Raw genomic sequence first — 16,722 nt, 5'->3', positions numbered from 1 at the left:
TTTATAACTCCTTATTGGTTGAATCCTGATTATGAATTAACTTCGATGCTATTGCCGTTTCCGGGTAGACGAATCCTTCAACTTCATACTTCTGAGCGGTTTCATCATAGACTTGTTTTTTTAAGATCGTGTTCAGTTTAATGTCATTTAATAATTTACCTTCATCGGCATCCAATAGTGCGTGAAAAGGCACCATTTGCTGCACAATCTGCGATTCAATTTCAGCGAGAATCCGATCACGATCATTGGTGTCACGCGCAGACACGAGCAAAGAACCTTTGGGAACGATGAATGGAGTCTGAAGCAAATCCTTCTTATTGTAAATTGTCAGCATTGGCAATTCATCTGCGCCCAACTCCTCGAGCAATGCGCGCACCGTTTTCTCGTGGGTGATCAAGTCCGGATCAGATGCGTCAAGCACGTGCACAATAAGTTGCGCGCCTGTTACCTCCTCAAGTGTCGATCGGAATGCAGCAACAAGTTGTGTCGGCAGCTCCTGAATAAATCCTACCGTATCGGACAAAAGACAAATAAACCCATTCAGAAGGTTCATTTTACGCGTCAGAGGGTCCAGTGTTGCGAACAGTTGATTTTCGGCGTATGTACTTGCCGCAGTCAGCTGATTGAACAAGGTTGATTTCCCCGCATTTGTATAGCCAACCAGAACAACCTGGCATTGATTATTCATCATTCGTCGATCACGATAACGTTTACGATGCTGTACAACCGTTTTCAATTGATTACTGATATCCTTCATCCTGCTTCTGATATAGCGTCTGTCCGATTCCAGTTTTGTTTCCCCAGGTCCACGAGTCCCGATTCCGCCGCCCAGGCGTGAGAGCGACTCGCCCATGCCGCTCAGACGCGGCAGTAAGTACTGAAGCTGCGCTAGTTCAACTTGAAGTTTTCCCTCTCGTGAGCGTGCCCGTACGGCGAAGATGTCCAAAATAAGCTGAGTCCTGTCCAGGACTTTTGCATAGAGCAATGCACCGAGACGTCCCTGCTGTGACGGGGATAGCTCGCCATTAAAGATCACCGTTCCTGCACCTAATTCTTTTTCCAAAGCCTCAAGTTCTTGTAATTTACCACTTCCTATATAAGTGGCTGAGTCAATTTTTTGTCTTTTTTGAGTCACGACGGCAACAACTTGGCCACCAGCCGTTTTTCTTCAATGCTTCCAGCTCTTCAAGCGATGATTCAAAATGATCATCGGATTGAGAAAGGAGCTGACAAGCTACGAGTATCACGTTTTCCATAGGTACCTCTCTTTAATTCCAGGTCATGCTTCATCTGCATGAGACATAGCCGATTGTTCTTCTTCTGCCAGATCACAAGCCCGAAGTGTCAGAAGTGCGTCACGATCAAAGCTGTTTTCTCTGACGAGACGTACTGCTTGCTGACGGATCATCTTTTCAATAATATTACGGACGTAACGTCCATTACTGAAATGAGGTTCAAGGCTTGCGACCTTCTGCTGAAGCAAACGAAGTAATTTTTTTTGTGCCTCCGCGGTCATCGTATACTCACGATCACAGATCATCTGTTTCGCAATATCGAGCAATTCCATTCCGGAGTAATCAGGAAAAGACATAATCATCGGAAACCTTGAAGGGAGTCCGGGATTTATTTTTAAGAACTCCTCCATCTCGTCGGAATATCCCGCAAGTATCAAAATAAATTCGTCTTTATGATCTTCCATCTGCTTGACTAATGTGTCAATTGCTTCCTTACCAAAATCTTTTTCTCCACCACGTGACAGTGAATAAGCCTCATCAATGAAAAGGACACCACCAAGCGCCCTCTTGACGAGATCTCGCGTTTTTTGCGCAGTTTGCCCTATATATTCGCCAACTAGATCTGCGCGTTCCGCTTCAATTAAGTGACCCTTAGGCAGTATTTCCATTTCCCTGAACAAGTCACTCAAAAGGCGAGCAACAGTTGTTTTTCCTGTCCCCGGATTGCCTTTGAATAACATATGAAAGGATTGTTTTCGTACCTTCAACTGCGCTTCCTCACGTTTGCGATAAATATAAAGCCATGCATACAGTTCGCGTACCATATGTTTAATTTGATCCATACCAACCAAACGATCAAGCTTGGCTTCCAACTTCTCAAGCGGCTCATGAGTCACGCGCTCATCAATTGGAAACGGCGTGATTGTGTTTTTTTCTGTTTTTTGATTGAATACAACATTGATCTGACTTTTCTTCGTAAACGTATAGGCTTCTCGCATGATCCGATCACCTCGCTGTTCTTTGGATCGAGTACCCCGTGCATACCTGCGTTGTTATGTATACGCCGGTCGAAACGTGTCTGTGATAATTGCCCACTTTTCAAGTACCCATTAAAAGATGTGTGGACTGCTCTAGTTTATGATTGCCACACTCTATTCAGAATCGACGGATCCAAGATGCGCATTTCGGTGAACCGAATTTATTCCCTCCAAAAAAAGCCCCACGAAACAAAAGAAAGACAGCGCAACCGCTGCCCTTCCAGAATCTATTATGACTCGTCTTGACTGGTCCAATTCACAGGTTTTGAAGGAGTAAACGTGGAAATCGCATGTTTGAAAATTAATTGCTGCTTTCCTTCACTTTCCAAAAGCACCGTGAAATTATCGAAGCCCTTGACCTTACCTTTCAATTGAAAACCACTGACAAGAAAGACGGTCACAAACGTTCCTTCTTTTCGCAACTGATTGAGAAATGTATCCTGGATGTTAATTGACTGTTTCATTTTATTCCTCCTCTTTTCTCTCTAAATAAGACTATTTCGATTTAATGTAAAGATATCCTGCATCGAACTCTATTTTTATCTGATCTTTATCTCTGAGAAGGAATTTAATTGTCCAATCAGAAAGATCTACAACTAAGATTATATTTTAAATTTCCATCATTTGCAAAGATCGTTTCGAAAACAAAACAATATATGTGAGATTAGTTGACGATAGTCACTCATTCGCCTCGTTTTTCAAAATAAAGCTGTATATTTCTTCAGCTTTTGCAGAGAAATTATGCACAGCCTCGGTCATATCGAACCAGTGTACAGGCATTTGCCGTCTGAACCATGTCAGCTGCCGTTTCGCATAATGACGCGAATTTTTTTTCAATTGATTCACAGCTTCATCAAGTGGACACGTGTCATCGAAATAGGGGATAAATTCCTTATAGCCGATCGCTTGCATTGCCTGCGCTTTCCCTAGACCTCTTTCATATAATGATCTTGCTTCTTCAAGCAGTCCTTCATCCATCATTTGGTCAACGCGTGCGTCAATCCGCGCATACAGCGTCTCACGCTCCATCGTCAACCCGATGCACAGATGGGGATAAAGAGGCTGAACCGACTCATCCGGCGAATGATTGCTAAAAGGTTTCCCGGTTTCATGGTAAACTTCCAATGCCCGCATCATACGTACTAGATTATTCGGATGAATTCGTTCTGCAGCAATAGGGTCCACGCGTGCCAATTGATCAAACAGTTCTCTTCCGCCGCCTTCGCGTACAATCCGCGCCAACTCACGGCGATATTCCGGATTCGCCCCACTTGAAGCGAACTGATAATCAAAAAGCGCTGCCTTGATGTAGAACCCGGTACCGCCGACTAAGATCGGCATTTTCCCTTCAGATGAAATAGTGTCGATCATTCGCCGAGCGTCGCATTGATATTCCGCAGCTGTATACGCTTCATTTGGTTCGCGAATATCAATCAGGTGGTGCGGCACGCCTTCCGCTTCCTCATTTGTTACCTTCGCGGTACCAATATTCATGCCCCGGTAGACTTGAAATGCGTCACCGTTAATGATTTCACTGTGAAGGCGCTTAGCAAGTGCCACACTTAACTTTGTCTTACCGACAGCAGTCGGTCCCACAATGACAATCGTCGTTCTTTTCATAAAATAACTCCCAAATAAAATGTGGGTTCAGTATAACACAATTCGAACCACGCGTGCATTGGATCCAGTGATCACGAGGCCAATCGAATGACGTGAGTCGCTAAGATGCCCGACCTGCGAAAGATACGAATACCGCCTCGCTTATAGCAATAAGCGTTAACATATGATTCGGTTACGCGCAAAATGCGCACATGACGTTGACTAATCTTGCCGCTCCCCGCTGCCTGATAAATCAATTCGATAATATCGCCTCTTTTCATAAACGTCGCCTCCATGATTCCATTATAGCGAACGTGCGTTCTTTTGTGCAAACAAAATCTTTTGATCAATGAAAATGTCTGAACTAATCACTAGTACATAACTGTATGTCCGTTTTTACGATCATCCATTCATATTGGCAGCTTTATTTTTTCAGAAGCTGCGTGTCATACATGGTAAAATCACAGCGATAAATAAACAGATATTTCCCATCAATAATTAGCCCGGTCGAATTTGGTACTTCAGTCGAAAAATAAGAGACATGATTGCCTGCAAATGTGGCAATTGGTTTCCCAAGCTGTGAACGAATCAGAATTACTTTCGATCGTCCATCGAAATAATTGTGGTAGTTGTTAACGATTCGATTAACAAACGGCACACTGCGTTCTTGATTTTCAACCAGCACCTTTTGCGGTAATTTATTCATGACATCCTGTAAACCTTTTTCATACATAATCAATGTGCTGCCCACATGAACAACTTGCTTTCCTCCAATAGTAATAGCCAAAACTGACGATTCTTTTGTCGTCTCACCCTTTTCATTCGTGCGGTCAAATTTATTGTCTCGCGTTATTGATCCCGAGACCCCTTTTATTGTATCAATCGGTTGTCCGTCTGCGTCATAGGTTTGCATCGTAACATTGAGTCCCTTTAAACTTCCTTCAATTTGCGTTGTAAAAAAATCCAACACCTGACATCCGGATAGCACAACGACCGATATAACGAATAGTGCTGAAATCAATAGGATTTTAATTTTCTTTATCAATGAATCTCTCTCCTGCCTCTTGAGGGAATCTAGTAAGCTACTAAAATCATAGCGCGTGCATCACCTTTTGTCATCCGTCTCGAGACAGAGTTGAAAAAAATGTACAAAAAAAAGAGAGCCCTCTCAGGCTCAAGAAATGACACTATACGGTAAACAAAGAATAGCACGCCCCACTGAACAAAATCTGAACAAGAAAAAAAGACGCCGCAGCGCCTTAAAAAGGGGGAAGTTATTACTTTCATGTTTCTATCCTAGCTTAAGTTTCTTAAGAAACCCTTAATATATGTTGCGTTATCTATGATGTTTTCGTTTTCCTTTTGTAATCATGATGATGCGCTTGCTTTGACTCTTATTTAGCAATAAAAATAACATAGATCAGAAAAAGTACTGCTAAAATGACGATGATGGACATGCATCCGGATCTCCCGATAAAAACACGATCAAAATTATCGTTTTGCCGCTTATGATTAGGGTCATCCAATGGTACTATGCGCATCCTTTCTTAATATACTAGGCGAGTTGTTCCATCAATCAAAACAGTAATGACAAAATCTTCACTCACACCCTAGGAACTCCTGCAATTAATAGAAACGTAGTCCACAAGAGAATCAGCGTACAGATAATGATGCCGATCACCTTTGTAAATAAAGTCAGACTGCTTTCTTTCCTCGCTTTATTCAGCGCTCCAAGCAGAATGAGTGCAGCAATCGTCGTGACATACGTGATCCCTGCGCCAACCCAATACCAGAGCGGTCTTGGTCCCAAATAAGCCATCCCTTGAAACCCGCTGCTGAACGCAGCGCCAACAAACATAAGAAAAAATGCGATTAAATTAGGGTATTTCAGTTTTCCCATGGGTAATCTCCTCACCTACCAAGTCAATCTGCCTTGTCTATGAAATTTTAAGATCTTATTATCTATGCCGGTACATCACAGGCCACCTGCGCGCGTGGATAAAAATGGATAGGTCCGGAAGATCGACGTTGTAATCATACGAAACCGTTACTGAATCCAGCTTAAACAACCTAGGAAAAGATCAATCAACACCTTCAATCCTATCTTAACGACTAACTTTCGTGGGGGCAAATCACTCATACACCCTTCAGAAACCCCGTTACTGTACGCGTTTAAACATCTTTTCCATTTCGTAGGCGATGAATAAGATTATTTTAAGCCATTTCAATTCTTTTGAAAAGCTTGATATATAGGCATTCTTAAAATTTCTGTTTCAAGATGAATCAAGTGATTTCAAAAGAATGGGGGCAAAGGAGTGCTGAATAAATGAGTACAAAAAAAACTAAATGCTGCAGAAATTATGATTAATACCAATAATCAAAAACTTGTTGAATTAAGAAAATATGAAGCAAAGCATCATAACCATTTACCATCAGATGCCATATATTGGGCTGTCGTTCATGAAATTGAGCATATCGAAAAACAAAATCAGGAGTTGATCAGTTAAAATGTTCAATCGATTTTTAATTGATGCCATAATTGAAGTAATTGATGGAAAAATTTCTGATTTAAGAAAATACGAAGATGAGCACCAGAATGACTTAAACAACCGTGCCGTTTATTACGCAATTTGTCGTGATATTGATTGGCTTGAAAAAGTAAAAAAAGATCTGATTGATGCTTAAATAAGTTGATAGAGAGAGTATTGCAAGATGACCTAATATTTTCCCACTCCCAAGCGAGGGTGTGGGATTTTTTATTGTCGTTGACTAAAAATGGTTCATGAAAATCCTTGGGATTTCATGAACCATTATTAGTGTCTCTTTGTAACACTTATCAGTGATTAATATATTACACGATAATAATCGGTTGTTGTCATACCGGTCAAAACAAAGGTAGGAGCTAAAAAGAAATTTTATTTTTTATTCCCTGAAAAATCAAAATCCGCCTCAATAAGTTGAAATTCCTGGTTAATCCATTTTTGAACCAACCTGGTAAATGATAGATTCTCTGAATCCAGAATAGTCCTTAACTGATTTTGATTTTTTCTAGTAAGTGTTACGGATTTTCGCATATTTCCACTTATTATAGTGGTTGGCCGGACGGTGCTATTTGGCAATGGATGACTATTTCAAGTGGAAGGCACAGCACTCTAAAAAACAGTCTCAGGATTCATTCTAAAGTGTCTTCACTTTCACCTAGCTAACGACCTGTTCCAACTGAGATCAATTGACACACAAATTCGGACTTGACCGGTTTATGCGTTATAATGAGGCAAGATAGGTGGGATTTAGATATGAACAAATGGACAAAATCAGTAATGATTTCAGTACTTGCTGTAGCGAGCTTACTGACTATAACAGCATGCAATAAACCTAATACTTCCCATACAGCAACAACTAAAGTGGGCTACACGCCTTTAAAGACAGCTGGATCCACTCGTAACGTGGTTGCTACGGGTAAACACGCCCTTTATACGAAACCCGGCACGGTAAAAGGGGCTAAACTAGTGGCTTCCAAGAGCAAGATGGCAAAATTTGCTTCTTATACTCGTGCAGATGCTGATTATTACTATGGTCGTCTGAAGAACCACGCTTATAAGGGTTCAACTTATTATTTCCGTGCCTACGGTTATAAAGTCACCCACACCGGTTCCGTTTATTATCGTGTCGTGACGATGAATGGTAAATATCGGGGTTACATCTATGGGGGTAAAAAAGTAGGTTCATTTGCCGGCGGAGTTAAAAAAGCAACGACTACCCAACCCACAACAATTCCTGCTAACTTTATGAATTACGTCGGGGTTGCCATTCCAGGTACTGTTTGGAATCATGTTCCTTACACTCAATACAAGACTAAGAGCTTTGGTCAAGTAAACTCAACAATTCCAAGTCTGGCTAAATTTAAAGTCACTAAGGCTGTAAAAAGGACTCGGGAACAAGATATTTACTTCTACCTTAAATCTCAAAAGAGCTCAGTACCTTCAGGTTGGGTACGTTTCCGTTACGTTCGTTCTTACAGTGAAATTGAAGGCAATGAAGGCATTATTCACAATTGATGGCTCTAATGCGTCATGACAGGTCACTCATCAACTATCAACCTGCATTCCCCGTGAATTTATACCTATGATGGAATCGTCACCCCAAGTGCCTTGAACAGATGCATCTGGGTTTTGGTCATCTCACCAATGGATGGCTCATGAACCGCGTTGCCGGAATTGTTCAATGACATCCAATTCATCAAGAACTTCTTGAAGTGTGTACCGTTTGAAGAGGTCATGGTCGCTCGCTCATTGCTTTTTTTATGTATGATAAATAGAACAGGGCAATATATGGAATGGAACGACTGAATGAAGAATTTCGTCGCATGGGATGGGGTACTCATTCGCATTTTTCCAAACGTGAGTCAGTGACTCGCCTCATGGGCTCAGTCTTCATGGAGATCAATGAAAAGTGGCTGGCCGGACGCCGTTCAATCGGAGTATATCCAGAATCGATAATAAAAAAAGGTGCCTAAAATATAAGGTACCTTTTTTTATTACTCAAAAGTAATATTACTTGAAAATAACATGAACGCAAACCTATATTATTGTCAAACGGTTTCGACCGCGATATATATAATGTTTTTTCGACTGATACTTGGGAGAACAGCAATGGAAAAAGATAAAACAGTCTATTGCGATGGCACCCGCCATTTGACAAGAAGTGAACTTCAGAATCTGGTCGAACGTTCAGAAACTAGGCACAATGTTCTGAATGCTGCCCTCCAGAGCTTACTGATCATGTTAGCTCGGCTTTTTTGTTCATTTCATTTTTTAGTGCTTTTTAATGTAGACGCCGGTAAAGTCAACCCGCGGTCCGTAAACCGGATACTGTAATCCCTTGACATAGGGCTTCTGCATCCAAATCTGGCCGTCCTGTTCCAGCGGAATGATCCCCGTATCCTGAATCAGAATTTTTTCTGCTGCTTCCAGGTCATCCCAACGTTTGGTCTCATTGGCCTCATTTTCTGCTGAGGTAATCAGTTTATCATACGTTTTGTTTGACCAGGCTGACGAATTTTCCGGATGTCCGGTCGTGAACATATCCAGATAGGTCATCGGGTCCTGATAATCCGGTGCCCGGCTGGCGTATGAAAGATCAAATTTGAAGTCTGTCCGTAGTTTTAAGAAATTGGCAAAGGGCTGCTGATTGATCGTCACATGAACGCCTTTGAGTTTTTCGAACTGTGAAGCCAGATATTGATTGTAATTCTTCAGCTGATCGCCATCCGGCGTCAGGAAATTGAGATTGAGTGTTTTAATGTTCAATTCTCTTTTGGCCGTTGCCCAATCCTTTTGCGCCTGTGCCGTACTGCCCAGCGGATAACCATTTTCTGTCCCGGCACGGAAATCCTCCTCGTGAGGACCTCTGACGAAGAATTTCGGAACCACAAAGTTCGAAGGCAATAATGAGCCCTTCATCAGCTTTACGACAAATGAATATGCATGACGGTCGATCGATTCGCTGAGCGCTTTACGCAGGGCAGCATTTTTCAAATACTTATTTTTTTGATTCACATAAAGGAAACGGGTTGTCGAGGTCAGGCCGTAATAGAGCTGATCGGGAATCTTATTTTTGAGCTGTTTGGCCTGATCACCGGAGATACTTTCAATCATGTCGGTCTCCCCCGCCTTATACAGGTTCACCTGTGTCGCTTCTTCCTTGATGACACGAACAGTTATCTTCGTCAGATGAATTTTTTTGGCATTCCAATAACTGTTGTTCTTCACATACGTCCAGCCGCTACCTTTATTCCAGGCCTGCAGTTTAAACGGCCCATTATATAATAGATTTTTCGGACCCATGGCATACTTTTTGCCTTGCTTGGTAATAAAATCCTGGCGCTGCGGATAAAAGGCTGGCGTCGAAAGCAGACTTAGGAAGAACGGCGGTGCCGGTTTTGCAAAGGTGACCTGAACTTTATGGGTTCCAATCGCTTTGATACCGAGTTTTTTATACTTGCCATACAACGGATCTTTCGGATTTTCAATTTGTTCCGCGTTCTTGATTCCTGCCGAAGCATACAGGAAATTATAAGCGGGTTTGGCTTTCGGATCGTTTTCATGCTGCCAGCCATAGACAAAATCCTGCGCCGTTACCGGTTTTCCGTCCGACCACTTGATCCCTTTCCTGAGCGTAAACGTATACGTCCGTTTATCAGCGCTTGCTTTAGCGCTCTTCGCCAGATCCAGCTGCACTTCACCACTTGGAGCCCCGAGCTTATCCAGATGCATCCGCGTCAGACCGCTGTTCACCATCGCCAGTGTATTGGTTGACTGCGTGTCCGTCGCCTGCGTATAGTCCAGCGTCGGGATATCGGCAGTCGTCGTGACGCGAAGCACTTGCTTTGCCGCCAGACCGGTCTTCCCTGAAGAAGTTGAAGAGCCTGAGCCTGAAGAAGTTGAAGAAGTTGAAGAGCCTGAAGAGCCTGAAGAGCCTGAAGAGCCTGAAGAGCCTGAAGAGTCAGAAGAGCCACCTCCTGAGCAAGAAGAAAGGATCAGCACGGGGACAAGGACGAGCGGCGCCAGATACTTTGCCCATTTTGATCTCTTTTGCATATGTAATTCCCCCCAAACTTTAAATACGGGTATAAACGGCGATAGGCTGCTAAAAAAGCGAAAAGATCAAACGTCTGAATTTTGCAAATTTATCCGCGGTTTCGGCACTCAGCCGTTTCCGTTTAATTAGGCAGACATCATCCGTCAAACCTCGGGAATATTATACACCAATTTTCTGGAATGATGATAGAATAGATCTGTTATTCTATTTTCGCAAAAATATATATATAAATTATGGGATTCAATTACAATAAATAGATTTAGCATTTAATGGAGAACGATTGACAGAATCATGAATTCTAAACTACGATAAGAACAAAGAAAGGAGCAGATGATGCCCAGATTAATTTCTATTCAATTAAAAATGGCAACTACGAAATTTCATCTGCTGGGTTGGCTTATCCTCATTGTATGTTCACCCCTTGTGCAATTTTTAATAATCCGACAGGGATACCAATACTTTAAACCTGTCGAAGTCTTTCAAAATACAGTATCCGGTCTGATTGCGCTACTCAGGTTGGGTAAGCGCCATGCGCATTCTTTCTTATTTTGAGATTCAGTGAAATTGAAGGCAATGAAGGCACTATTGATAATCGACAGCTCTAACTCGTCATTACATGTCACTCATCAACGATCAAATAAAAAAAGTTACCTAATATTGGTAGTAGTATTATAGCAAATTATTTAGTACATGAATCCGCACTTTTCGTGCGTGACCCCCGCAACTATGATGCGCGATCACCCACGGCATTGCAGTACAGTAACACATTATTAAAACTAATTATTTTTTTTAGATCCATATAAAATAATTCCCCTTCCCCATACTTGATTTTGGTAACCTTTCCCTTTGCTGTCTCTATAATTGTGAAACCATGTTCACCAGCTTCGGCTACTTTCGCTTTGTTTTGCACACCATCGAGGACAAGCACTAGAATCTTATTTGACTCAATATTTTATGTCACCAATTTTCGATCTGAATTCAGTTCAATTTCCTTTTCTCGCATAGTTACCACTCCTCTCTGATTGCATTCATTGTCTGTTTACTTACCATCGTGGCTATCATTTCCATTCGTTTCATCCACGACCTCACAATCAAGCATTCAACCAGGACGTTCATAGATTCCAGTACTTCATTTGTTCATTACAGTTCGAACAGAAATATTCATCCATGATTTTCATCGACCCGGTCATAACCTCAGATATGGAAAATCTATGGTCAATTACATAAAACGTGGTGATAAGTGATAATGCCGGATCATTTATCTTGGTGGATACCGGTCGGCAACTATAACATAGACACAATCAGCGATTCATTAAGAGACTCAAAAAAGCACACAAAATAACCCTACAGTCGATTCACTCCATCTTCTGCACGGTTAAGAATAAAGCCATTGAATTAGAAATGTTGTCCTTTATAAGTTTTAAAACGTATCAATCGCTAAGACGGAGTCAAAATCTTTATGGATACAACCGCGAACTGTGATGCGCAAATCTATCAAGATCACGAACTCACTTGACAAGACTGGTTGTTCCCACCAAATACCGTGTCCAGTATCCGTACGATCACTAATGACGAAAGACTCATCGCACAATTTCTGCAGTATCCGACAGGGGGGAAATGGATTTGCCCCCCCTTAAAAACCCCGTCACTGCACACGTTTAAACATCTTTTCCATTTCGTAGGGCGTAAAGTGAACGAGAACTGGACGACCATGTGGGCAGGTGAACGGATCCTTGGCTTTACTGAGTGTGTCGAGCAACGCTTGGATCTCATCCTGGCGCAAATAATGATTGGCTTTGATCGAACGCTTGCAAGACATCATCATCGCAAGTTTCTCACGGAGTTTCTTGATCGACACTTTGCCCGTTTCAATTAATTGATGAACAAGATCATTAATCATTTCTTCTTCTTTGCCCTTCGGCATCCACGTTGGGCAGGAGCGGATGATCAGGCTGCGCGCACCGAACGCTTCAAAATTCAGACCGATGTCACGCAGATAATCTTGATATTCCATAACAGTCTCGTATTCAGACGCGCTGAATTCAAAGGTCATTGGGACGAGCAATTCCTGCACTTCGCGTGCTGTTTCACCGACTTTTTCACGAAAGTATTCATACTTGATCCGTTCTTGCGCTGCATGCTGATCAATAATATACAGGCCGTCCTCATTCTGAGCGAAAATATAGGTGCCGTGCATCTGCCCAATCGGATACAGTTTTGGCATCCGCTTCTTCGGTTCATCGGCGAGTTCGTCGTCCACAGGCTTTACCTCATTCACAACGGCTGATTCAGTTTGAAAAGCCGCCGCAATCTCATTAAAATCTGATTGAGCCGCGAAATGGTCGGCTTCCGGTTCACGCACGTGTTCCGAAAAAGCGGAACTGTTCGCTTCATCATCTTTCCATTCTTCTTTATTAGAAAGTTCCGGGCCGGTGACGGCAGCCGGAGAAAAGTCTAAGGCTTGCTGTTCATTCTTTGGTTTATCCGATGCCACATGAGGTTTTCCTGAAACAGAAGGAATCAGTCGTTCACGGTGAAAAGCTGCCCGAATCGTTTCGCTGATCAGTGCGCACAGTTCCTTTTCCTTGCTGATTCTTGCCTCCAGCTTAGCCGGATGAACGTTTACATCGACAAGCGATGGATCCATCTGGATATGGAGCACACAAATCGGATAACGCCCGATCATCATCAAGGTGTGGTAGCCATCCATGATACCGTTGAAAATCGGATAATTTTTGATAAAACGGTTATTGATGAAAATATAGACATACTGTCTGCCTGCTCTGGAAATCTGCGGATGCACCGCAAGGCCCTCAACCTTAAAATCGAGCGATTCGCCTGAAAAAGAAAAAGCGGCTTTTGCCGTGCGAACACCGTAAATGGCAGCTAGTACATGGCTCAGATTACCGCTGCCATTGGTCTGAAAGAGCATTTTCTGTTCGTGAGTTAAGCTAAAACGCACCTTTGGATAAGCGAGCGCCATACGGTTGACAACGTCGGTAATCTTTCCGAGCTCCGTATGTATACTCTTCAAATATTTCAATCGCGCCGGAGTATTGTAAAAAAGGCGTTCCACCTTTATTTCCGTGCCTTTCCTGCTTTGAGCGAGACCCGATGAGATCACATGACCGCCTTGCAAAACAAGATGCGTGCCGGGGTGTTCACCATCGGATGTGGACAATTCCAGATGCGATACCGCCGCGATACTGGGTAACGCTTCGCCGCGAAAGCCTAGTGTTGCAATATGAAAGAGGTCGGAATCCTCATGAATTTTACTCGTCGCATGCCGTTCAAAAGCTATTTTGCAATCTTCGGGAGCGAATCCGCGGCCGTCATCTGTAATTTTGATTGATTTCAATCCGCCCTCTTCTATGTCAATCAATACTGAGGACGCATCTGCGTCAATCGCATTTTCCACCAGTTCCTTGACAACCGATGCCGGACGTTCAACCACTTCTCCGGCGGCTATTTTATTCGCAAGTGTCTCACTGAGCCGTTTAATTACGCCCATGTGAATCTCCCCTTTCACATGCTTACTTCTTTAATGCTTTCTGCAGCTGATAGAGCTTATTCATCGCATCCATCGGATTCATCGTTAACAGTTCAATTTTACCCAACTCATGCAGCACTTTTCGTTCACGCTTACTGAGCGACGGTGCCATATCTTCTTGTTTCACGTCGGCAAAGAGTGCCAATTGCTCCGGCTCTTCTTCAACAGTCTCAGCTGCTGCAATTTCCTGATCAGCTTCCGCTTGAACCGTTGAAGCCGTGCTTTCCACCGATTCCGGAGACGATTGTTCAAGTCCCTGCAAAATCTCGTCCGCGCGATCGATCAAATTATCCGGCAGCCCGGCCAGCTTAGCGACATGAATGCCATAGCTTTTGTCTGCCTGACCATCAAGCACTTTATGAAGAAAAACAACCGTACCGTTTTCCTCCATCGCGCCAACATGAATATTTTTAAGCCGATCCAATTTCTCCTCGAGAAAGGTCAGCTCATGATAGTGTGTGGAGAAAAAAGTCTTGGCCGCAATATGATCATGAATGTACTCAACAATTGCCTGAGCAATCGCGATCCCGTCGTAAGTCGACGTTCCTCGGCCGATTTCATCAAGCAGAATCAGACTGTTCTGTGTAGCGTGACTAAGCGCGTAATTCGCCTCGTCCATTTCCACCATGAACGTACTTTGGCCGGATACAAGATCGTCAGCGGCTCCAATGCGCGTGAAGATTTGATCAAAAACCGGCAGTGTTGCTTGATCTGCCGGTACAAAGCATCCGATTTGAGCCATGATCGCTGTTAGTGCGGCTTGGCGCATGTAGGTACTTTTTCCACCCATGTTCGGGCCGGTAATCATTAAGAGATCACAAGTCTTGTCCATATTAAAATCGTTTGCAACGAAGGTTCCTCGGCGCATGACGCGTTCGATTACCGGATGCCTGCTGTTCTTAATCGACAATGTGCGATCGTTTGAAAACTGCGGGCGCACATAGCCGTTGCGATCGCTAACAGAGGCAAAGCTCTGCAGAACATCCAAGTTGCTGACCAGCCGCGCCAACTTCTGCAGACGTGCTGATTGTTCTTTTATTTTTAAACGGACATCGCCGAACAATTGAAATTCAAGACCGACGCGCTTTTCTTCCGCCTCTAAAATAACCCGTTCTTTTTCTTTCAGTTCCGGAGTGATGAATCGCTCTGCATTTGAAAGCGTCTGTCGGCGCTCATAGCGTCCCTCCGGAATCAGTTTCAAATTCGGCCGAGAAATCTCAATGTAGTAGCCGAATACTCGATTATAGCCGATTTTCAAAGACTTAATACCGGTTTCTTCGCGCTCCTTGGCTTCAAGTTCAGCAATCCAGCGTTTCCCATTTTTCGATGCGTCTCTATATTGATCGAGTGTCTCGTTATAGCCGGATTTAATCATTCCGCCGTCCGCTGTTGAGAAAGGCGGATCATCAACAACTGCCCCAGCAATCAATTCCCGAACTTCATCACACGGATCCATCTCTTGTTCATACACGGAAAGCGACGCTTCGCCAAGCTCCGCCAAGGTACGCTTGATTTCCGGAATCTGTTCCAGAGAACGCTTAAGCTGCACGACTTCACGTGGATTGACGTTGCCAAATGATACGCGACCGACCAAGCGTTCGAGATCATAAACATTGCCAAGCAGCGAACGCAGCGTCTCACGTTCCAATAGATGTTCCTTCAACGCTTCAGCGGCATCCATTCTTTTCTCAATTTTTTTCTGATTAAGCAGCGGTTTCTCGATCCATTGCTTCAGGCGCCTCCCACCCATCGCTGTCTTCACATCATCGAGCAGCCAAAGAAGTGATCCGTACGTTTTCTTCTCACGATTGGTGTGCGTCAATTCCAAATTGCGCCTGGAATGCTGATCAATCATCATGTATTCATTAATATGGTAGACATCCGCCGGCTGCAAATGGTCGAGCGAACGTTTCTGCGTGCTCAGCAAATAATTCAACAATCTGCCTAACGGACGGAGCAGCTTTTCTTGTTCGATCCCCTCAGTAATGCTTTTTAGTTGATCAGGTACTTGGTCTTCTTTGCTTTCTGAGAAAGTCGTATTCAGCCGTTCAACCAATTCCTCTTTTTTTGTTGGATCGAAATCCGGCGTGAGGACAAGTTCACGTACATCGTTCGCATCCATCTCTTGGATAACGCCGTCCCAAGTTGTGATCAACGTGACCCGAGTTTCACCGGTAGTCAAATCGCTCATGGCAAACCCATAGGAGCCATCGGAGGAAGCGTTCAGTGCGGCAAGATAATTATTCTTTTTCGGCTGCAGTGATTCATCCTCCATAATTGTCCCTGGAGTAATTAACTGGATCACTTCGCGGCGCACCATGCCCTTTGCCTGCTTTGGATCTTCCATCTGTTCGCATATTGCGATCTTGTAGCCTTTATCAATTAGTACCTTAATGTATTGTTTCGCCGCGTGATAAGGAATGCCGCACATCGGTATGTATTCATCCTTACCACCGTTCCGAGAGGTGAGCGCTATTTCAAGCTCCTTCGATGCCTTCTTCGCATCCTCAAAAAACATTTCATAGAAATCTCCAAGCCTGAAAAAGAGAAACGCATCTTGGTACTGCGCCTTAATCGCCAAATATTGATGAATCATAGGTGTATAGCTCATTGTCTTCCCACTCCACCTTGCCTATGTTTATATACAATTTATCATTCTATTATTATAGCACAGGGACATACCCGCTTGAGTCGATTCATG

General features: G+C 43.4%; 13 protein-coding genes and 1 pseudogene. 3 read left to right on the top strand and 11 right to left on the bottom strand.

The window, feature by feature from the left end:
- Window position 1 precedes the first annotated feature (1 nt).
- The 7 genes and pseudogenes from hflX to ABWW58_RS12500 form a co-directional block, all read right to left on the bottom strand.
- Window positions 2–1,256, bottom strand: a pseudogene (gene hflX / locus ABWW58_RS12530) (GTPase HflX).
- Window positions 1,257–1,279: 23 nt separating this feature from the next.
- The gene (locus ABWW58_RS12525; RefSeq protein WP_353869452.1) at window positions 1,280–2,233 is read right to left on the bottom strand and encodes an AAA family ATPase; all 954 of its coding nucleotides are present in this window, start codon (window positions 2,231–2,233) and stop codon (window positions 1,280–1,282) included.
- Between the two features lie 269 nt (window positions 2,234–2,502).
- Window positions 2,503–2,736, bottom strand: coding sequence for an RNA chaperone Hfq (gene hfq / locus ABWW58_RS12520; protein ID WP_353869451.1), 234 nt, complete (start codon window positions 2,734–2,736; stop codon window positions 2,503–2,505).
- Between the two features lie 214 nt (window positions 2,737–2,950).
- The gene (miaA, locus tag ABWW58_RS12515; RefSeq protein WP_353869450.1) at window positions 2,951–3,892 is read right to left on the bottom strand and encodes a tRNA (adenosine(37)-N6)-dimethylallyltransferase MiaA; all 942 of its coding nucleotides are present in this window, start codon (window positions 3,890–3,892) and stop codon (window positions 2,951–2,953) included.
- A 71-nt stretch (window positions 3,893–3,963) separates the two neighbouring features.
- Window positions 3,964–4,152, bottom strand: coding sequence for a hypothetical protein (locus tag ABWW58_RS12510; protein WP_353869449.1), 189 nt, complete (start codon window positions 4,150–4,152; stop codon window positions 3,964–3,966).
- A gap of 143 nt (window positions 4,153–4,295) precedes the next feature.
- On the bottom strand, window positions 4,296–4,916 hold the full coding sequence (locus tag ABWW58_RS12505; protein WP_353869448.1) for a DUF5052 family protein: 621 nt from the start codon (window positions 4,914–4,916) through the stop codon (window positions 4,296–4,298).
- A gap of 558 nt (window positions 4,917–5,474) precedes the next feature.
- Window positions 5,475–5,771 carry a hypothetical protein gene (locus tag ABWW58_RS12500; RefSeq protein WP_353869447.1) on the bottom strand — a complete coding sequence of 99 codons (297 nt, stop codon included), beginning with the start codon at window positions 5,769–5,771 and terminating at the stop codon, window positions 5,475–5,477.
- A gap of 608 nt (window positions 5,772–6,379) precedes the next feature.
- Between ABWW58_RS12500 and ABWW58_RS12495 the strand changes: the two genes are divergently transcribed.
- From ABWW58_RS12495 to ABWW58_RS12485, 3 genes are all read left to right on the top strand, one after another.
- Window positions 6,380–6,556 (top strand): hypothetical protein, encoded by a 177-nt coding sequence (locus tag ABWW58_RS12495; RefSeq protein ID WP_353869446.1) that lies wholly within the window; start codon window positions 6,380–6,382, stop codon window positions 6,554–6,556.
- Window positions 6,557–7,167: 611 nt separating this feature from the next.
- Window positions 7,168–7,929: a hypothetical protein gene (locus ABWW58_RS12490; protein WP_353869445.1), complete on the top strand. Its 762-nt coding sequence runs from the start codon at window positions 7,168–7,170 to the stop codon at window positions 7,927–7,929.
- Window positions 7,930–8,207: 278 nt separating this feature from the next.
- Window positions 8,208–8,387 carry a transposase gene (locus ABWW58_RS12485; RefSeq protein WP_143128420.1) on the top strand — a complete coding sequence of 60 codons (180 nt, stop codon included), beginning with the start codon at window positions 8,208–8,210 and terminating at the stop codon, window positions 8,385–8,387.
- Between the two features lie 298 nt (window positions 8,388–8,685).
- Here ABWW58_RS12485 and ABWW58_RS12480 read toward each other — a convergent pair whose 3' ends face one another.
- The 4 genes from ABWW58_RS12480 to mutS form a co-directional block, all read right to left on the bottom strand.
- On the bottom strand, window positions 8,686–10,470 hold the full coding sequence (locus ABWW58_RS12480; RefSeq protein WP_353869444.1) for a peptide ABC transporter substrate-binding protein: 1,785 nt from the start codon (window positions 10,468–10,470) through the stop codon (window positions 8,686–8,688).
- Window positions 10,471–11,195: 725 nt separating this feature from the next.
- Window positions 11,196–11,420 carry an XtrA/YqaO family protein gene (locus ABWW58_RS12475; protein ID WP_281242856.1) on the bottom strand — a complete coding sequence of 75 codons (225 nt, stop codon included), beginning with the start codon at window positions 11,418–11,420 and terminating at the stop codon, window positions 11,196–11,198.
- A 696-nt stretch (window positions 11,421–12,116) separates the two neighbouring features.
- Complete coding sequence (gene mutL / locus ABWW58_RS12470; protein WP_353869443.1) at window positions 12,117–13,982, bottom strand: DNA mismatch repair endonuclease MutL; 1,866 nt, start codon at window positions 13,980–13,982, stop codon at window positions 12,117–12,119.
- 22 nt (window positions 13,983–14,004) lie between these two features.
- Entirely contained in the window at window positions 14,005–16,632 is a 2,628-nt protein-coding gene (gene mutS / locus ABWW58_RS12465) for a DNA mismatch repair protein MutS (protein ID WP_353869442.1), read from the bottom strand.
- Window positions 16,633–16,722: the final 90 nt, after the last annotated feature.

Origin of the sequence: Sporolactobacillus caesalpiniae (assembly GCF_040513385.1) — a bacterium.
Taxonomy (GTDB): Bacteria; Bacillota; Bacilli; order Bacillales; family Sporolactobacillaceae; genus Sporolactobacillus.
The sequence above is the reverse complement of the archived record's forward strand: the minus strand, read 5'-3'. Positions and strand labels throughout refer to the sequence as shown.